Genomic DNA, 20,392 nt, shown 5'->3' on the forward strand with positions numbered 1-20,392 from the left:
TTCCATAGGATTTAATAAAAACATAAGAAAAACTTCATCACATATATGTGATGAATATATGTGATAAATCAAATATATTTTTTGTAATTGGAGGTGATTAATTTATGAATAAAACAGCAGTTGTAGTATATAAATCTAGATATGGTAACACGCTAAAGTATGCTCAGTGGATTGCTGCCGAGGTAGGTGCTGATTTATTTGAATCTTCTAAGGTTAATGCTAATGACCTTTTAAATTATGATACTATTGTTTATGGTGGGGGAATTTATGCAAGTCACATTGAAGGTATTTCTCTCATAACAAAAAACTTTGAAACTATAAAAGAGAAAACCATCGTAGTTTTTACCGTTGGTATTTGCTCTCCTTTAAATATTGAAGGACTAAAACCCACTATAGAAAATGCATTTACAGAAGAAATGAAAAATAAAATTCATATTTTCCATTTAAGAGGAGGATTAGATTACTCTAAGATGGGGTTCATACATAAACAAATGATGGGAATGTTAAAAAAATTCATAGCACATAAGAAACCTGGGGAATTAACTGAAGATGATAAAATCATATTATCTTCATATGGAAATATAGTTGATTTTATTGATAAACAAGGTATTGAACCAATTTGTCGTTGTATAGAGGATTAGTTTAGATATTATTTATAGAACTTATTAAAAATAATCTACACAAAAGGAGCTGTTTCAAAATCGATTATCTTTTTTGAGACAGCTCCTACTCTATTATTAGTAAATAAATTTGTTGAATTCATTAATTATACATGTCTTTGAGTATTTCTACCTCTTCTGGTGTTAAATATCGCCACATTCCAAGTTCTATCCCGTGAATTTCTACATTAAGAATTCTAATACGTTCTAATTTCACCACATTATATCCAAAAACCTTACTCATCCTTCTAATTTGTTTATTTAATCCCTGAGTAAGAATTATTCTAAAGGTATCCTCATTTATTCTAGTTACAACACAAGGCCTTGTTTTCTCCCCTAGTATTTCCACACCTTGAGACATTCCTTCCATGAACTTATCATCAAAGTCTTTATCTAAAGTAACTATATACTCCTTTTCATGATGATTTTCAGCTTCCAATATTCTATTGGCTAGTTCTCCATCATTAGTCATTATAATTAAACCTTGAGAGGCTTTATCAAGTCTTCCTACAGGAAATATGTACTCATTATAATTCATAAACTTAATTATATTATCTTTAACCTCACTTGCCGCAGTACAAGTAATTCCTACAGGCTTGTTAAGAGCAATATAAACCTTCTTCTTCACAGGAATAGGAGCATCATCAATTAAAATATCATCTTCAAGCTCCACCCATTGTCCCGGTTTACAAAGTATTCCATTTATCTTTACTCTTTTATCTTCAATAAGTCTATTTGTCTCTCTCCTTGAACAAACCCCTAAATTACTAAGAAGCTTATTTATTCTCATATTCTACTTATCCTTTCAGTTTATAATGGTTATTTCCTTATTATTGTCTTCAAAAAAACAAAGGTACTATCTCAAAATAACTGAAGCATGTTTTACCTGACTGTTGAAATTGGACTTCATATTATCAACACAAGATTAAAACATTCTTAATTTTGAGACAGCCCTAATCATATTTAAAATAATTATATCATTCTTTTTTTGAATTGCCTTTATATTCTTCTAAAGTTTTTTAAAGATATATCAAAAGCTTTTACTGAATGAGTTAATTCTCCTGATGAAATATAATCTACTCCTGATTTTCCATACTCTACTATTGTATCTAAAGTTATATTTCCAGAACACTCTGTAATAGCTTTACCATCTATTAATTCAACCATTTCTTTAGCAAAACTTGGAGTCATATTATCAAGCATAATTATATCAGCCCCTGCTTCTAAAGCCTGTAATACATCCTCTCTTGTTTCAGTTTCAACCTCTATTTTCCTTATGAAGGGTGAATTTATTTTTGCAAGCTCAATGGCTTTCTTTATTCCTCCAGCATAACCTATGTGATTATCCTTAATAAGAATTCCATCTGATAACGAAAAACGATGGTTTACTCCTCCGCCAACCCTCACTGCATACTTCTCAAGAATTCTTAAATTAGGTGTTGTTTTTCTTGTATCTAAAACTTGTGTGTTAAATCCATCTAATTTTTTTACATACTTATTTGTTAGAGTAGCAATACCACTCATTCTTTGAAGTAAATTAAGAGCTATTCTCTCACCAATTAAAATGTTACTAGCATCTCCAATTACATGTCCAATAATCATCCCTTTAGTTACCAAATCTCCATCTTTAACAAGTAATTCAACTTCAACTTTTCCTAGTATTTCAAAAACTCTTTTAAAAACCTTCAATCCACAAATTACTCCATTTTCTTTAGATATTAGGTTTACCTTTGCTCTCTCTCCTTCAGAAACAATTGATGATACTGTAATATCACCATAGGGAGCATCCTCTTTTAGTGCACTCTTAATGATTTCATCAACAATTAAAAAGTTTAACATATCTATTATCCACCTTTCCCTTCAAATAACTGACAAACCTATTTTTATAGCATATATTTCTATCTTCTACAAAGACTCTTGCTTTATTGTCAAGGGTTTCAATTAAATCATTACTTACTGATTCCATGTTTTCCTCCATTAAAAGATTAATATTTTCTGCTGCATTTTTACTAAATACTAACCCTTCTAAAAGCGAATTACTTGCTAATCTATTACTTCCATGAACCCCTGTACAACTAACCTCTCCTACTGCATAAAGATTCTTCATAGATGTCCTTGAAAGTAAATCTACATTAATTCCGCCCATACAGTAATGATGGGCCGGTGCAATGGGTAATAAATCAACTTCCATTCTATAACCTCGACTTAAACATTCACTGTAAATATAGGGAAATCTGTTAACTAAAAATTCCTTAGATTTTAAGGTCATATCTAGATATACATATGGTGTACTTGGAGTTTTTGCAATTTCATTTAAAATTTCTGTTGATACTACATCTCTAGGAAGTAGGGGATTTACAAATTTAACCCCAGCTATATTTCTAATAACCCCGCCTTCACCACGGAGGGACTCTGATAAAAGTAACTTTCTTCCCTTAACATTTTTTTCATAGAGTACAGTAGGATGAAGCTGAAGATATTCCATATCTTTCATACTAATATTATGATTTAATGCAATACAAAGGCCATCCCCAGTAATGTTTTCTATATTAGTAGTAGAATTAAAAATTCCTCCAATACCACCAGTTGCAATAACTGTAACCTTAGAATTAACAGTTATAACTTCATCATTATATTTTATAACTCCACCTATACATTTATTTTCATACTCAACTATATCCAATAAAGTAGCTTCTTCTAATACAGTTATGTTTTTCTTAGTATAAATATATTTTATAAGCTTCTCAACAACTTCCTTACCTGTCTCATCTTTGGAGTGGACTATTCTAAATTTACTATGCCCACCCTCTCTAGTGTAATTTAACTCATCTATATTTCTATCAAAATTTACACATAGCTCTATAAGCTTTTCAATATTTTCTGTTGAGTTTTTTACCACTTCTTTAACAGCGTCTACATTATTTTTATAATTTCCAGCTTTAAGAGTATCACTTATAAATTCCTCTGTATCATTAATATTTCTTAAGGTAGATATTCCGCCCTGGGCTAGATAGCTATTGCAATGTCGTAACTTATCCTTAGTTATAATTAAAGTTTTAATATCATCTCTTAGATTACAACCGGTATAAAGTCCACCTACCCCTGTGCCTATAATCAATACATCATAATTAATGCACATATTACTTTTTAGATAGAAGATGCATATTTTCTAAAGATTTATAAGCTTTTGCTCTTAAATCCTTATCAATATGTACTTCAAACTCCTCATTCTTTAGACAATTATATAAATCCTTAAGAGATATTTTTTTCATATTAGGACAAATCATTCTATTTTTCATAGGGATAAATACTTTATTAGGACTGTTCTCTCTCATCTTGTAGAATACCCCTTCTTCAGTGACTACTATAAATCCAACAGCCTCAGATGTAGCGCTATAATCTATAATTTCAGATGTACTACCTACAAAGTCGCCAAGATCTCTAACTCCCTTTGAACATTCTGGATGAACTAACACCTGAAACGCAGGGTACTCTGCCTTTAATTCTAGAACCTCTTCCACTTCAATCCTCTCATGAACTGGACAAAATCCATCATAAAGTATAAATTTCTTACCTGGTATATTTTCCTGTAAATAACTACCTAAGTTTCTATCTGGAAGAAATATAATCTCTTCTTCATCTATATTGTTTAAAATATCTTTAGCTGAAGAGGATGTTACACAAACATCCGATAGTGCCTTAATATCTCCATTCGAATTTATATAAGTAACTACCTTGGCATTTGGGTATTGTTTCTTCATATCCTTTAGCTTCTCTACCGTAGCCATATCGGCCATGGGACATGTGGTATCATTAACTGGAATTAATACTTTTTTATTAGGTGACAGTATCTTTGCACTTTCTGCCATAAACTTAACTCCACAAAATACTATTAATTCCTTAGAACTCTCCATTGCTTTTTTGCTTAAAAAATATGAATCCCCAACTATATCTGCTACATCTTGTATCTCATCTATCTCATAAAGATGAGATAAAATTAAAGCATTTTTTTCTTTCTTCAGTCTTAATATTTCCGTCTTTAAATCCATCATTTACACACTCCCGATTACATCCTTATTAGTGTATATACATTTATATATACACTAACTATAACACTAGTATACAGCTTGTCAATGATATACAAATTTATCTCAGGAAATGTTTCTTAGATTTAAAATCATTTACATACTAAGTTATCTAGCTTAAAAGCTGTGGCCAAATTTCAGTCCATACGTTTTCCATAATTCCTCTTACTTTATCAGCATGAGAATTAATTGCTATTACTGCATTTTCCTTCTCTAGAACAATACAATATTGCCCATACTTTCCATCTGCTCTATAAGAATTATGCTCACCTCTCCAAAATTGGTAGCCGTAACCTTGTCCCCAATCTCCACTTCTATTAGTATCAATTTGTTTTGTGGTTGCTTCCTTTACCCATTCTTCAGATAAAAGTTGTTTTCCTTCCCATCTTCCTCTTTGAAGATATAATTGTCCAAACTTACTTAAATCCGTAATTGTTAATTGTAGTCCACCTGCACCGAAGGTATATCCCTTAGGACAAGTTTCCCACTTAGGTCTATTTATACCCAATGGCTGAAAAAGTCTTGGCATTAAATAATCTACAAGAGACTCTCCACTAGCCTTTTGAACCATGACTCCAGCAAGATAAGCTGCAGCATTGTTATAAACAAACTTCTCCCCAGGATTGTATGAAAAATCCTGTTCTAAACAATACTTAACCCAATTATTTTCAGTTAATTCTCCTCTTGGGCAAGTTCCAAAACTTCCATCTGCCATTAGATATCCATTGCAGTGTCCTACTGCCATCTTAAGTAAATCTCTTAACTTAAGATTTTGTAATCTTTCACAAGGTGACTTTGGAGCATCTTCTGGAAAAAACTCTATAACCTTATCATCTAAAGATAAAATTCCTTCATCAATTGCAATACCAACAGCTGTTGACGCAAAACTCTTTGAAACTGAATACTGATCTCTTACTCTTGCAGGCTCTTTATGGTACTCCCCAACCTTCATACCATTTTGTAACACTATAATACTAAGCACATTTAATTCTTTCGTTATTTTCACATAATCTGCCAAATCTATCTTTTTCATATTCTCTCCTTTTTAGCTAATAGCTTTACTATTTACCTTCATACATTATAACGTAAATTTCATCACTAATTACATATCTGCCTATTAATTCTCAATAAAATAATTGAAAGTGATTATATAAAAAATAGTCTCTGTTCAAAAATACTGTTAAAATTAAAATCAATGTTATCTGATGACATAACTAACACTTCTTTAAAACCGTGCAAAAATAAAAACCCACTCTATTATTTCAATAGAATGAGTCTTATTTCCTATCTATGCATATTCTCTACATCTTTCCATAAAGTTAATACTAATGCTAAACTTACCACAATAAATATTCCCAAAATTCCAAACATCCAATTACCATTAGTGAGAGTATCAATATTAAATACCTCTATTGCCAGTAAACATCCTCCTACTAATAGCACATTTCCTAAAATTGCACCTATCACAATCTTATATAACTTAATATTTTTAGATTTTGCTAATATAATTCCTGAAATTATTTGCATTTGTAATACAAATCCCAAAATAATAATAGCTATTGGTTGTAAAAGAGAATCCAAATAAATTAGTCCCGAGATTTCAGTTTTAAAACTAAATAATAAGTACACCAACACTCCCACCAAAAGATATGTTGGAAAAATCATCAGCCATACCTTAATTCCCTTCCAAAATAATTGTTTCTTATTTAAAGGTAAATTGGAAGTACTCAAGTATAGCTTTTCTTTTCCAATTTGTGGACATATAGCTTTAAACGCAAATAAAGGATACATTGATAAAGCAATTAATGACATAGTAAATATTTGATTATATACAGCTTCTATAGATTGAAACGCCTCTTTAGTTCTAGGCTTAATATTTATAAAAAGTAATGACATCACACCAATAATCACTTCTACACCAATAAAAACTATTATGAATGTATTTATATCCTCTAACCAATTCTTTTTAATTTTCACCACTTGTGTACACCTCCTTATAGAGCTTAACCACCGATTTCCCCTCCATTCTTAAATCTTCAACTAGTAGATTTTTCTCTATCTTTCCATCCTTTAATAGTATAACTCTATCTAGCATTTTCTCTATATCTCCTACTAAATGGCTAGATATTATCATGGTACTTTCAGTGCTATAATTCTCCAAAATTATACCTATAACCTCTTCTCTTGCTATTAGATCGATAGCTGCAAAAGGTTCATCCATAATATATAAAACTCCATCTATTCCCAAAGCTAAAGCTAGATGTAACTTCTCATTTTCACCTTTTGATAAAGCCTTAACCTTACTATTTAAATCTACATTGAAGCTTTTTAGCATATTAAATGATTTTTCAACATTAAAGGTTTCAAAGTATTCCTCATAATAATCTACGCAATCCCTTACCTTCCAGCTATCTGGCATTATTGACGTATCATTCATATAGCCAATTAATCCTTTATCCATATAATTAAACTTCTTTCCCTGGAAATAATATTCTCCACTATCAAAAGTTATCTGCCCCCCTAAAATTTTAAGAAAAGTACTTTTACCCTCTGCATTAGGTGCTAAAAGCCCTATTATTTCCCCTTTATTTATTTCTAGATTCACATTATCAAGAATAACTTTATTACCATATACCTTATTCATATTAACTAATTTAATCACTACCAATTCCCCCTATACTATTTTAACTTCATCTATTTTCTTGAAAATATAAAGGCCTTCAATAATACTTGCTATTAAAAGTACTACAACAATTGCATATTGCCACATACCTAATTTATTAAATAAAAATTCAATACTATGAATTTCTATTTGCCATACAAATACTGATGTAACTATCCAAAATATCTCAACATCTCTATCCGATAATTTTATTTTACAATTTATATCTACAATCATAACCATTAACATGAAAAATCCTACACTTGATATTTTATCAATACCAATTATTACTAATTCAATTATCCACCTATGTCCTAATCCATATATATAACCAATCTCACCAATAACTCCAATAGAAATCACATATATCAAGGAATATATGCCATAAATTAAAAATAACTTAATTATTTTTTCCCTATTGCCAAGAGGAATTATATTTATTCTTATAGCCTTATATGAAAATATTTTAAAGTAACTAATTAAAAATATAATACCTAGAATCTCTGGTAACAATGCTAATAGCGTCTTGCTAATAAAATAAAATGGAACAACTAATTTATATATAAATATATTTTCTATTAACACAAAATGAACTTCATTTTGAATACCTACTAATCCATTTAAGTATGCAATATAAAGTATCAATGTAGAAATTCCAAAGATTCCAAATACACCTAACATCCCTCTATTACAACCACTTAAAATTGAAGATTTTTTCAACCCTATTTTCATAATCTATTCTTCCTCCATAATTTCAATAATTTTCAATGCTTCTTTCTTTGATATCCCTATAGCATTCATATCCTTAAGAAACTTAGCTGCTATTTCTTTTCCCATTTTATCTTGAAGTTCATCTGGATTTTCCTTTCCCTCATTTACAAAGGATCCCATTCCTCTTTTTGTGTAGGTTATCCCTAACCTTTCTAACTCTCCGTAAGCCCGTTGAAGAGTATTTGGATTAACTCCCAGAGAAGAGGACATTTCCCTAACAGACGGTAGTTTATCTCCTGGCTTTAGATCCCCCGTTGCAATAGTTCTTCTTATAAATTCAATTATTTGGAAATATATTGGTTCATTATTATTAAATTCAAAATCATTTATATTCAACTTTAATATGTCACCTCCACTGTAATACTGTTCTACTTAAATAGTACAGTAGTATTACACTGAAGTCAATAGATATTTTGTAATATGTTTCCAACAAAAACTTACACTATTCTTAAATATAGCCATAAAAAAATGCCCTGGTGCATTAAACTGCATCTAGAGCATTTTTTATTTTAATATTCCATTAGGTACTGTGCCTTTATATGCTACTTTCCATTAATTAGCATGAATCTCACCTAGTATTTTGCATCATAAATATCAGCATAACGAATTTTATACATGAGATTATCCCCCTTTTGCTAGACACTTTACAATTGAAATTATTACACTATTTTCTATATAATATAATTATATAGAAAACCATTTTTAAATACTATAACATATTAAATTAAAAACTTTTGTCTTAGTTAGGCAACGCTCTATTTTTATACCATCTTGGCTTATAATGTATATAGAATAACTTGTATATAAAGCGAAGCAATTAGTAAAATTGATCTTTGAAAATTGAATAGTACGGTATTCACAAAATATGTTATAATAAATCAATAATGGTATTAAACTAAGAGTTAACTTTTATATTAAAAAATATAATATAAAAAAGTAGAAATGGAGTATTTACGCTTAGCTGTAAAGCTGATAATTAACCGAATTACAGTAAACCATTTGAGTACTATTATTTTTAATAATAAGGAGAATAAAATGGGGAATAAAGTATTATTTTCAGGTTATCCTAGAATTGGAAAAACTACAATATTAAAGAAGATTGTTCAAATGATAGGAGAATGCAATTGCATAGGTTTTTATACTGAGGAAGTAAGAAATGGTTTTGATAGGATTGGATTTGATTGCGTAAGTTTAGATGGTAAACGACAAAGAATAGCGGATGTTGATTTGCAAAGTGATGTTAGAATAGGCAGATATGGGATCAATATAAAAGCATTTGAGGATTTTGCATTACAAACTATTAGTAATTATTCTAGTAGAAATAAAATAATCATTATTGATGAAATAGGTCCTATTCAATTGTTATCAACAAAATTCAAACAGCAAATAGGTAATATTCTAAGTGGTACTAATTGTGTTATAGGAACAATTTTTTATGATAAACATCCTGATATAGATGAGATGAAAAAGCTTCCTGGAATTAAAATTTATTCAATAAATAACGAAAATAGAAATACTATTTCAGAAAATATATTTCATGAAATACAAGGATTAATTTAGTGAATATAATATTGTTTTTATGAAACAGATAAAATTTTAAATTGGCGAATTTAAATGATTTCGAAGCAGATACCGTATTATTCAAAGTGAATATGCGGTATTTTTGTTTCGCAATTCAAGGAATATTGACAGTAACTATAATTAAGAAAGTAAGTATAAATATGAAAGCACCATATAAAGTTTTAGTATTTCTTTATTATAAAGGCAGTAAAGGAATAAAATATGTTATATTCCATAGAAGTGATGGAGATTGTTGGCAATGTATTACAAGTTGAGGATAAGATGATGAAACAGTAGTTAAATCGGCTTTAATCGAATCATTGGAAGAAGCATGAATTCCAATGAATTCACCATATATGAAGTTAGATACAGTTGCTTAACATCTATTGAGGATTGATCATATCTTTAAGAATAATAAATTCACCTCGTTAACTTTAACGAAGTGAATTTTAATATGCTACAATAGTATTGACGCGACATTTAAATAGTTATCTATAGAACTACTTAAATATATAAATAGTTCCTATAACCATGTGGATTTGAAGTGTTTGGGTTATTTTTTTATATTTCTAAATACAACAATAAATCGATGTTCATAACTTTCAATGTAAGGTTTTTGTTTTAACTCTTCATGCATTTTACATAATTCCTCAAAACATCCATCTACTGAAAATCCCGAGAACTCCCATTCAATGATTTTAGCAAAATATACAACTGCTCCCACATCATAAAAATGCAAATAAGGGAAGTATTCATTTTTATATAAAATCTCAAATGAGTTTGTTTTAAATTCTTCTAATGCATTATTTAAGGTAATATGTGAGTATTCAGATACAAAATTTTCGATTAATCTTTTAGAAAGAATTTCATTATTCTTTCCACCTACTTGTTGCGTAATAAATATACCATTAGGTTTTAAAATCCTTTTTATTTCCTTTATACTATAGGATTCATGCCTGTTTATTATTATATCAAAGGAATTATCATCAAATTGCAATTGGTTATCATCATACACTTGGCATACACAAATACCTAATGGTGATAGTTTTTCTTTACATAGTTTAGCATTAGGCTCCCATGATTCAGTAACAGAAGTTTTTTCATGAGGATGGTTTAATGACAATAAAAATTCTCCACCACCTGTACCCATATCAAGTAACTTATAATCGCAATTTATATATTTTTTCAATATATCTTCATACTCCCAAGGTAATTTTTCATCTTCCCACCTATTATCTAAATAAGAAAAATCCCATCCTTTAAAGCTCATATCTTCATCTTTTTTCCATAATTCTTTTAATTCATTACAATCCATAACTGTTCTCCTTTTCATATTATTATTTAATTTATAAGAAAAGTAGTGCAGTTAACTGACAGTAAATTTATTTTTACCTCGATACAATCTACGATCAGATTACATTAACTGCACCGAGTAGTTAATTCGCTTTATTCCCACTATGAGTTCACCCACTTTCATAGATTTCATAGATTTCATAGATTTTATAGATAATTCTTAATCTACTTTTATCAATAATGAATTAATCTATATAGTTAATTATATATAATTTTGGATTAAAATACCATAAATTATTAAATTTTAATATAATTTAACTTCTTAAAATTATAAAGAACCATTTGCTACTATACATAGTCTAATGTAATATAATGTATGGTAGGAGTGTTGATATGGTTGATATAGAATTAGTTCATAAAAGCAAAACCGGAGATTCAGATGCATTTTCAAAGCTCATAAAAATCTATGAAAAGGATTTGTATAGAGTGGCTATTGCCATGGTCAAAAATGATGATGATGCATTAGATTGCATTCAGGATACAATCCTAAAAGCTTATGAAAATATTGATAAACTAAATCATGAAAATTATTTTAAAACCTGGATTATTAAAATTCTCATTAACAAGTGTAATGATATTATTTCAAAAAACAAAAGATTTATTTCTTTATTTCATGCTAATAGTGAACCTTCCTATAGTGATAATTTTGATCAAGTTGAAATTCAAGAAGTTATAGATAAGTTAGATGATACCTTAAAGCTACTAATTACTTTATATTATTATGAAGATATGAGTATTAAAGAAATTTCTGAAAGCTTGCATATTCCCAAGGGAACTATAAAATCTAGATTGTCTAGAGCAAGAGGACAACTTAAGTCTATGCTAGATGAAGAATATAGTGAGGTGTTATAGAATGAATAAAGATATATATAAATCTGACATTGAAAAAGATGATTTTCAAATTAAAGAATTACTTAAGGAAAATGATAATATTAAAGTACCTAAAGAAATATCTATTGGTATTGATGCTGTGCTTAGAGATCTTAATAAAGGTATCAATGAAAAAAATCATAAAAAAAGAAATAGAATTTTAAGTAAAGTAGCTATGGTAGCCATGATAGCTTTAAGTATAACTATAGTTACTAGTATTGTTAACCCTACATTTGTAAGAGCAATGCCTGTAGTTGGAAAAATATTCGACTTCTTCTCAGGAGAATCAGTAAATAATTTAAAAAACTCCTCTTTACCAATTGGAATGACTGTAAGAGATAGGGGTATAACTGTTACACTAGAGGACGCTAGTATGTATAATTCAAAGTTAATTGCCACTCTTAAAGTTGAAGGCAAATGTTTAAATGCTGATAGAGTTGATGTAGAAGTTAGAGGGCGCGTTAATGGTGGCGGTGTAACTAGCTCTAATAGTACAATTAAAAGAATTGATGATACTACAGTTGTAATATTATTTGAAGCAAATCTATCAGATATGAATATAACTGAGAAAGTAAATTTAGAGTTTTATATTGGTGGTGTATTAATAGATGGCAAAGAAATAAACGGTGATTGGAGCTTTTCAACTACTGTTAATAAAGATGAAATATTAATTCCATCAAAGGAAATAAAATCTACTGATGAAGTCAATATAGAAGATTTTAGGTTTAGTATAAATAAATTTATAACCTCTTCTTTAGGCACTAATGTAAAAATTAGATGTAGCCTTGATAATTATGATTTCTCAAATAAAAGTGAAACGAATATTAATAATGACTCAAATCTTCTTTTTACAATTGGATATATATTTAAGGATTCTTTAGGAAATATATTATTATCTAAAGATATAGAAGATACAGCCAACCAAAATACTATGGAAGGTGATAATCAAGATGAAATCTTAGGTGACATCTCATATTCTGAGTATATTGATGTAATACCAGTTTTAATGGGAAAAGCAGAGATGTCCTACTTCGATGAGAATGGGAATATCATAAATCAATGTATATCTAATTCTGCACAAAGTAAGTTCGAGAAAATAACTATAGATAATCAATACTATAATATGGATATAGAAAATTCATTTTTGAGTATTGATGAACTAAAGGGTAAAATAATTGAAGTTAATAATACAGAAACCGTAGAAATAAAAGATATTGAAGCTACAGATCGTTATACTAAGGTAACCATAAATATTAGAGAATATTATGATCTTAGATTTCTAGGTTTTATTGAGATAATTGATGAAGATTTTAATGTATACAGATACGAAGGTAATAGTTTTGGAGCAGTGGTAGAAAATTCAGGTGAGAAAGAAGTAAGTGTAACACTGCCCGCACTAGATAAATCAAAGAAGTATACTATTGCTCTACCAATGATATTGGACTTAAATATAAATGAAGATAATAAAATCAGAGTAAATTTAAATTAATAGATTCACAAATAGGCAGCCCACTTGGACTGCCTATTTCAATGCTATAAATCCACAAATTTAATCTAAAAGGGCTTCAAACAAAAACTCCCTTTACTTAATCATCTTCTTGCTTCCTAAGTAAGTTGCTAGGAAGTATCCGCCATAAACAACTACTAGTACCACTGCTGCAATGATAATATGATTTACCATGCTTGCTCCACCAAATATTGCCACCACATCAGATGCTAGCTTTAGTCCTACAATTGAATGTATTATTGCAAGGGATAGTGGCATCATAAAGTAGATTGATACTTGAGTTAGTATAGAGCTATTTATCATAGACTCCTCTACTCCAACCTTCCTTAAAAGCTTGTATCTTTCAATATTATCCGCTGATTCTGATAATTGTTGAAGTGCTAATACTGCTGCTGAAGTAATTAAGAATATAATTCCCAAGTATATTGCAAGGTAGGATGCTAGAGCTCCTATGCCAGTTGATTGATCCTTAATTTCTTCCCTAGTAATATATCGAGTATTTAAATCATCATTTCCATTATACTCTCTAATATTAACATCTAAAGCTTCTCTTATTTGACCACCATCTCCACTATAGTTCAAATTCATATATCCCATAGTTGGAGTTAAGCCCTCTACTAGAGAATCCTCTACTAGAAATACACAAATATTATGCTTCATCATGCCATCGTAAATTACCACTTCTAGAGCTTTTCCCTCATAAGGTGTAAGCTTTTCACCGCCTACAATAATTTCAGTGTTATTGTCTAAAGACTCCTGTAAACTTTCTGTCATATCACTTATATCTCCAAAGACTGCATATTCACCCTGATTAAGTTTTACTTCTTCTTCATTTAACATCTTCATTATCTTATTAAAATCAGACACTTTCATTACAGGAATATTGATATTAATTGATACTGGATAATAGCTACTTCCAGCTTTTAATCCTTTTTCGCTAAGAAAATCTGAAAAGGTAAAATCATTATCATATTCCTTATAGCTTACATAATTATTTTCATAGTCAGAAATATCTACATTATATTTTTTCAATACATCATCTACATATGCCCCTTCTTTATTCCAAAAGCTCATATCAAAGGGTGTTAAATCCTCAATCTCAGAATTCATAGCAGTGTTAATACCAAGACCACCTGAAAGTGTACATATAGCTACAAATAACATTAAACATATGAAGGTCATGGATATAAACGTAGTATTAATCTTACTATTAATTTGCCTTAACACAAACATATTCAAATTTTTTAGATACATCTTTTTATTGCTTTGCACCATCTTAAGTAAAAATCCTGCAAGGGAAAAGAAAAATAGAAATGTACCTATAGCTCCTAATGCAATTGCTACAAGGATTCCCTTATCAAAGGTTGCTATTCCTTTTTCTAACACAATATAATAAGCACAACCAATAGTTACAACACTAATGATAAACACTATAACAGAAACCCATATATTCTTGATTTTTACCTTTTCATTCTTTTTAGATGAAGTAAGTAGGTCTACCAATTTTACTCTTCTGATTGTAAAAGAGTTAAAAATAAGAATTATAAGATAGATAACTCCAAAGCATCCCATAGTTTTTGTAAAGGCATCCATGGAAAATATAAACTTAAAGCTATTCATATCTACCTTAAAGAGCCTTGCAGTTACAACTGATAATCCTTGTGATAAAAATACACCTAGTATAATTCCTATAACAAGGGATATTATTCCTATCATCATAGTTTCTATAAATAATACTAAAGAAAGTCTAGAATTTTCCATACCTAGAGTCATATAAACTCCAAACTCCTTCTTCCTTCTCTTAATCAAATAGTTATTTGCATAAACTATTAAAAATCCTAATATGAAGGAAATAAATATAGAAGCCACTCCCATAATATTGCTTATCATCTCAAAGAGAGATTTTTGCATTTCATTTATCTCCATAAGAATACTTTGGGATTCTATAGAGTTAAAGGTGTAAAATATACATACTCCAAATATTAAAGTTAAGAAATAAATTGTGTAATCCTTGAGACTTCTTCTTAAATTTCTAATAGCTAGCTTAAAATACATCTCTTTGGTCACCTCCAAGAAGAGTTACAACCTCAATTATTTTATTGAAGAACTCCTTCCTAGAATCATTTCCACGAATTAATTCATTGAATATTTTTCCATCCTTTATGAATAAAATTCTGCTGGCATAACTAGCTGTGAATGCATCATGAGTTACCATCATAATTGTAGCACCCATCTTATTATTTAAATCCTCTAAACTTTCAAGTAACATCTTTGCTGATTTAGAGTCTAAGGCTCCCGTTGGCTCATCAGCTAATACTAGAGATGGCTTTGTAATAATAGCTCTAGCAGATGCCACCCTTTGCTTTTGTCCACCTGACATCTCATAGGGATATTTATTTAACACATCCATGATATTTAGCTTACCTGCAACTTCTTCAACCCTTTTATGGATTTCCTTATGATTCACTTTAGATATTGTCAATGCTAGCGCAATGTTTTCATATGCAGTTAAAGTATCTAATAAATTAAAATCTTGAAATATAAATCCAAGTTTTTCTCTTCTAAACTTAGCTAATCCCTTAGAATTAATTCCTGTTACCTCTTTATCCTCTATATGAATATATCCACTTGTTACCCTATCAATAGTAGATATACAATTTAGTAGAGTGGTTTTCCCACTACCTGAGGCTCCCATTATTCCAATGAATTCTCCCTCTTCCACAGAAAAATTAATATTATCAATTGCCTTAGTCACATTCCCCTTATTACCATAATATTTTTCTATATTACTTACTTTTAAAACTTCTTTATTCATGATTTTTCCTCCCCTTCCTTCTATACCTCTATATTACAACTCTAGGGGTGTGCTATCCATTGAAAAACCTAACAGAAAACTTACATTTTTGTTAGGTTTGTTATTAAAAATCCTTTATTATTTTAAAGAAGTAAGTTACACATTTTAAATCCTGGATTAAAATTTATAAAACTTAGAACAAATGGAATAATGTTATATATATAAACATATAATATAAATAAGATAACGGTATATGTAAAAGTAACTGTATATCTTCCTTAGCCTTAAAGGTTAAATTCTTATTTTTAAGTAACAATTTAACCTTTAAGGCTTTTTTATTTTGTTCTTATTTACTAAATCACAGATTTGATTTTTCGCCTTGCTTTCAAGGACATTCATTCTCATATGCATTCTTATAATAGGAAATTCCTCTTCACTTCGCTCTGATGAGTAAGTTCAATTTGCCAAATGAAACATTTGGAATTTTACTTAAATTCGATAGTCAAAATCATAGATTTTGACTCTCACCTAGTTTAATCATAGTGTTGGCTGGAAATAGTATGGATACTAATGTTCCAACTTGAACTTCTGATCTAATCCTTATACTAAGACCTAGCTTTCTACATAATTTCTTACATAAATAAAGCCCCATGCCTGTGGATTTTCCAAAGATTCTCCCATTCTCTCCTGTATAGCCCTTCTCGAATACCTTGCTTAAGGATTTTTTACTAATTCCTATCCCATTATCCTCAATATTAAGAATTACCTCGCCCTTATTCTCCTCACAATATATCTTAAGAACCCCATCCTTCTTTCCCATATATTTAAGTGAATTAGATATAATCTGATGAACCATGAACTCTACCCACTTATTATCTGAATACACCAACTTATCCACATTCTCTATTTGAATTTTGACCCCTCTTTGTATCAGTATGTTAGCATTTCTTTTTATGATAGAATTAATACACTGTTTTATATTAATTTCTTTAATTAGATAGTCCTTTTCTAAACTATTACTTCTCGTATAAAACAAAGCTTGTTCTATATAATCTTCTACTCTATCAAGTTCCTCATCTATACTATTGGTAATCTTAGAATGGTTATTTTCCACCAAAAGTTTGCAAGCAGCTATAGGAGTTTTAATTTCATGAACCCATAGTTCAATATACTCCTTGTACTCCTTATTATTGATATTGAAGAATGCAACCTGATCATTCATAGATTTATTAGCTTCCCTTATTATTTCATATAAAATCTTACCATCTAGGAAGCTTGGCTCCTCCATAACCTCAGAAATTAAATATTTCTTATCTAGATTATGTAGATTTCTTAAAACCTGATCATAGTACTTCTTTTTATTAAAATACTCATAGCCATAAAATACTAAAATACCTGAAAAGTTTAATATCCCAATAAAAATTATGGCATAGTCATCTACTTTTAAAACCTTCAATAGCGCTGAGGTAACCATAAGTATTCCTATATTAATTAAAACAAAAACTATCCGCTCTTTAAGATAATCATTAAACCTCATATTAGCATGTACCCCTGACCTCTTTTAGTTTGTAGATATCCTACTCCTCCAATTTCCTCAATCTTTTTTCTTAGCCTATTAATATTTACTGTTAAAGTATTATCGTCTATAAACTCATCGGACTGCCACAATGCTTTTATTATTTCGTCTCTTGAAACTATCTTTTCCTTATTCTTAATTAATGTATATAAAATTTTACTTTCATTCTTAGTCAATTCTTGCTTTTCACCTTTGAATTCTACCTCACTAGTTGAAATATTATACTTAAGCTCTCTATGTTGTAAAATTTCCATATCATTATTATGATAAGTTCTCCTTATAATTGAAGAAATTCTAGCTAAAAGTATTTGTGTATTATAGGGCTTTGTTATAAAATCATCAGCTCCTAAATTCATACTCATAAGCTCATCTATCTCACTATCTCTACTTGTCACAACTATAACTGGAACATTAGATTTTTTTCTTATTTCCCTGCAAATATAATATCCATCAAAATAAGGAAGATTAATATCCAACAAAATTATATGTGGTTCCTCTTTCAATGCTTTCTCTACAATATTTTCAAAATCTGTAGAATATTTAGCCTCATACCCATATCTACTTAAAAAAGTACAAAGTTCCGCTCTAATCTTTTCCTCATCCTCTATAATGAAAATTTTACCATTCATAAATTCAATCACCTCTTAACTTCTAATTACATCTAACTCTTTTTCAGTATTTTTCAACAATTTCATTTTAACATTTATCGAAACTTGTTCCTACTAATCTCTTGAAAATATTTATTCTACATTTCAAATAGCCTTAAACTGCACCCTTTATCAAGATTAATTAAAAAAATCCTATGTTACATTAATAAAATCATTCTTCCTTAATTTATGGTTTTATAATAAACTTTATAAAGGCAAGTCTTTCTCCTTAAATACTTTGACTCCTATCGCATATAATGTAATTCCAATAATGAATAACATAACAAATTGTATACCATAACCTTCTCCACTCATGATTGCACTCTTATCAAATAGAGTGTTTAATGTGAAATATTTCAAAAAGCTTAAATCTTCAGAAAGAGTACACATTAAATTGAGTATGAAAAATCCTAAAGGTATACCAGCACCAAATGCTAAAGAATTCTTTGATAAATTAAATATACAAGAGGATGCAAAACAAATTCCACTAATAGCAAAGTGATATAAAAAACATCCAATATTTAACACGATAAATTTTTCTATATCTAAGGCATCAGGTTGGAATATTGCACCTGCTGTAATACCAAAAACTGTAGCTATTACCCACATAGTGGCTAAAGAAAAGATAAAATATATTGCAGATGTAATTGTAACTTGATTTCTTTTTGTTGGTGTTGATAATAAGTATGACATAGAACCTCTATCTACTTGGCTACAAATTAATTTATTTCCTACTATTATGGAGTATACCATGGGAAATATTATAGCCATTATTTCATAGAATGAATTTGCCATGAATCCTATAAGAGTATTAGCTCCTCCAAGCATTTTTCCAATAGCACTATTTCCTGCAATATTTTCTATGCCTTCTATAGTTGAAGGTGTAAATACTATTGTCATTACAGTTAGGAATACACATAAAACTCCTGAGAAAAGTAACATTATTTTATAATTAGATTTTGTTGTTTGTTTTAATAATGGTTTACTTATCATTGTTTTCACCTCCGTAGAAACGCATAAAATAGTCTTCCAATGTATGCTTAATTTCTTTTAAATACTTAAGTCTATATGTTGATAATATCTGAATTAACTCATTAATTTTGTCATCATGCACATTTATTTCTACTTGATTTTTATCAAAGTTTATATTTACAAAGTCAAGGCATTCTTTACTGAATTTGTCACATTGATCCTTAGTTTCAAATTTAATTTTAAATACTTTTTGTTTTGTATAACTTAGGTCATCTGAATCTAATGTTGCTATGATTTTTCCTTGCTTTATAATTGCAACTTTATCACAAGTTTTTTCAATCTCTTCAAATATGTGAGAAGACATAAGTACAGTTTTACCTTTTGCTTTTTCACTGGCTATTAAATCTACAAACTTACTTTGCATTAATGGATCAAGTCCACTTGTAGGTTCGTCTAAAATTAGTATTTTAGGATCATGCATAAACGCACATACAATACCAATCTTTTGTTTCATACCTTTTGACATTCTCTTCAAATTACCACTTGGATCTAACTGAAAAATTTTCATAAGTTCTTCTGCTCTAGACATATCAGTGATTCCACGCATTTTAGCTATCATCTGGATAAATGCAGTACCTGTCATATCATTAGGAAATGCAATCTCTCCAGGTAGATATCCTAAATCCTTTTGAATAATATCAGGATTGTTCCAACTATTAAGCCCACCAACTGATACACTTCCCTTTTGAGGTTTTGAAAATCCTAAAATATGTCTAATAGTAGTTGTTTTTCCTGCTCCATTTGGTCCTAAAAATCCAAAAACTTCACCTTTTTCAATTTCAAAATTCACATTGAATACACCTTTATTATTACCGTAATCTTTTGTTAACTGGTCAACCTTTAAAACTGCCATTTTGTCATCTCCTTATATCAACT

20 protein-coding genes are annotated in these 20,392 nt (G+C 29.3%); 4 read left to right on the forward strand and 16 right to left on the reverse strand.

The features are described from left to right. The first annotated feature begins 104 nt into the window (after positions 1–104). On the forward strand, positions 105–641 hold the full coding sequence (locus tag RSD37_RS05880) for a flavodoxin domain-containing protein (RefSeq protein WP_346945776.1): 537 nt from the start codon (positions 105–107) through the stop codon (positions 639–641). 121 nt (positions 642–762) lie between these two features. Here the strand turns inward: RSD37_RS05880 and RSD37_RS05885 are convergent, their stop codons facing one another. From RSD37_RS05885 to RSD37_RS05925, 9 genes are all read right to left on the reverse strand, one after another. Then, a complete protein-coding gene (locus RSD37_RS05885; RefSeq protein ID WP_346945777.1) occupies positions 763–1,449 on the reverse strand; it encodes a pseudouridine synthase in 687 nt (228 codons plus the stop codon). Positions 1,450–1,658: 209 nt separating this feature from the next. Next, the gene (nadC, locus tag RSD37_RS05890; protein ID WP_346945778.1) at positions 1,659–2,498 is read right to left on the reverse strand and encodes a carboxylating nicotinate-nucleotide diphosphorylase; all 840 of its coding nucleotides are present in this window, start codon (positions 2,496–2,498) and stop codon (positions 1,659–1,661) included. Next, positions 2,476–3,798, reverse strand: coding sequence for an L-aspartate oxidase (locus tag RSD37_RS05895; RefSeq protein ID WP_346945779.1), 1,323 nt, complete (start codon positions 3,796–3,798; stop codon positions 2,476–2,478). Before RSD37_RS05895 ends, nadC begins: the two co-directional genes overlap by 23 nt. Position 3,799: 1 nt before the next feature. Beyond that, positions 3,800–4,708: a quinolinate synthase NadA gene (nadA, locus tag RSD37_RS05900; RefSeq protein ID WP_346945808.1), complete on the reverse strand. Its 909-nt coding sequence runs from the start codon at positions 4,706–4,708 to the stop codon at positions 3,800–3,802. 148 nt (positions 4,709–4,856) lie between these two features. After that, positions 4,857–5,777, reverse strand: a complete 921-nt coding sequence (locus RSD37_RS05905) for a serine hydrolase (protein ID WP_346945780.1) — start codon at positions 5,775–5,777, stop codon at positions 4,857–4,859. A 251-nt stretch (positions 5,778–6,028) separates the two neighbouring features. Continuing rightward, a complete protein-coding gene (locus tag RSD37_RS05910) occupies positions 6,029–6,724 on the reverse strand; it encodes a hypothetical protein (RefSeq protein WP_346945781.1) in 696 nt (231 codons plus the stop codon). Further along, positions 6,711–7,406: an ABC transporter ATP-binding protein gene (locus tag RSD37_RS05915; protein ID WP_346945782.1), complete on the reverse strand. Its 696-nt coding sequence runs from the start codon at positions 7,404–7,406 to the stop codon at positions 6,711–6,713. The genes RSD37_RS05910 and RSD37_RS05915 overlap by 14 nt, the downstream gene beginning before the upstream one ends. A gap of 12 nt (positions 7,407–7,418) precedes the next feature. Further along, positions 7,419–8,138, reverse strand: coding sequence for a hypothetical protein (locus RSD37_RS05920; protein WP_346945783.1), 720 nt, complete (start codon positions 8,136–8,138; stop codon positions 7,419–7,421). Positions 8,139–8,141: 3 nt separating this feature from the next. Next, positions 8,142–8,513 (reverse strand): GntR family transcriptional regulator, encoded by a 372-nt coding sequence (locus tag RSD37_RS05925; protein ID WP_346945784.1) that lies wholly within the window; start codon positions 8,511–8,513, stop codon positions 8,142–8,144. A gap of 699 nt (positions 8,514–9,212) precedes the next feature. Here RSD37_RS05925 and RSD37_RS05930 point away from each other — a divergent pair. Then, positions 9,213–9,737, forward strand: coding sequence for a nucleoside-triphosphatase (locus tag RSD37_RS05930; RefSeq protein WP_346945785.1), 525 nt, complete (start codon positions 9,213–9,215; stop codon positions 9,735–9,737). Positions 9,738–10,290: 553 nt separating this feature from the next. Here the strand turns inward: RSD37_RS05930 and RSD37_RS05935 are convergent. Further along, positions 10,291–11,052 (reverse strand): class I SAM-dependent methyltransferase, encoded by a 762-nt coding sequence (locus RSD37_RS05935; protein WP_346945786.1) that lies wholly within the window; start codon positions 11,050–11,052, stop codon positions 10,291–10,293. A 371-nt stretch (positions 11,053–11,423) separates the two neighbouring features. Here RSD37_RS05935 and RSD37_RS05940 point away from each other — a divergent pair, with 371 nt between their 5' ends. Continuing rightward, a complete protein-coding gene (locus tag RSD37_RS05940; protein ID WP_346945787.1) occupies positions 11,424–11,942 on the forward strand; it encodes a sigma-70 family RNA polymerase sigma factor in 519 nt (172 codons plus the stop codon). 1 nt (position 11,943) lies between these two features. Continuing rightward, positions 11,944–13,449, forward strand: coding sequence for a DUF4179 domain-containing protein (locus RSD37_RS05945; protein ID WP_346945788.1), 1,506 nt, complete (start codon positions 11,944–11,946; stop codon positions 13,447–13,449). A 93-nt stretch (positions 13,450–13,542) separates the two neighbouring features. Here the strand turns inward: RSD37_RS05945 and RSD37_RS05950 are convergent, their stop codons facing one another. From RSD37_RS05950 to RSD37_RS05975, 6 genes are all read right to left on the reverse strand, one after another. Next, the gene (locus tag RSD37_RS05950) at positions 13,543–15,522 is read right to left on the reverse strand and encodes an FtsX-like permease family protein (RefSeq protein WP_346945789.1); all 1,980 of its coding nucleotides are present in this window, start codon (positions 15,520–15,522) and stop codon (positions 13,543–13,545) included. After that, the gene (locus RSD37_RS05955) at positions 15,512–16,282 is read right to left on the reverse strand and encodes an ABC transporter ATP-binding protein (protein WP_346945790.1); all 771 of its coding nucleotides are present in this window, start codon (positions 16,280–16,282) and stop codon (positions 15,512–15,514) included. The genes RSD37_RS05950 and RSD37_RS05955 overlap by 11 nt, the downstream gene beginning before the upstream one ends. Positions 16,283–16,769: 487 nt before the next feature. Continuing rightward, on the reverse strand, positions 16,770–17,798 hold the full coding sequence (locus tag RSD37_RS05960) for a sensor histidine kinase (RefSeq protein ID WP_346945791.1): 1,029 nt from the start codon (positions 17,796–17,798) through the stop codon (positions 16,770–16,772). Beyond that, positions 17,795–18,466, reverse strand: a complete 672-nt coding sequence (locus RSD37_RS05965) for a response regulator transcription factor (RefSeq protein ID WP_346945792.1) — start codon at positions 18,464–18,466, stop codon at positions 17,795–17,797. The genes RSD37_RS05960 and RSD37_RS05965 overlap by 4 nt, the downstream gene beginning before the upstream one ends. Positions 18,467–18,691: 225 nt before the next feature. After that, positions 18,692–19,477 (reverse strand): ABC transporter permease subunit, encoded by a 786-nt coding sequence (locus RSD37_RS05970; RefSeq protein ID WP_346945793.1) that lies wholly within the window; start codon positions 19,475–19,477, stop codon positions 18,692–18,694. Next, positions 19,467–20,369: an ABC transporter ATP-binding protein gene (locus tag RSD37_RS05975; RefSeq protein WP_346945794.1), complete on the reverse strand. Its 903-nt coding sequence runs from the start codon at positions 20,367–20,369 to the stop codon at positions 19,467–19,469. Before RSD37_RS05975 ends, RSD37_RS05970 begins: the two co-directional genes overlap by 11 nt. Between the last annotated feature and the right edge of the window lie 23 nt (positions 20,370–20,392).

The organism is Clostridium sp. (genome assembly GCF_036646415.1).
Classification (GTDB): Bacteria; Bacillota; Clostridia; order Clostridiales; family Clostridiaceae; genus Clostridium_J.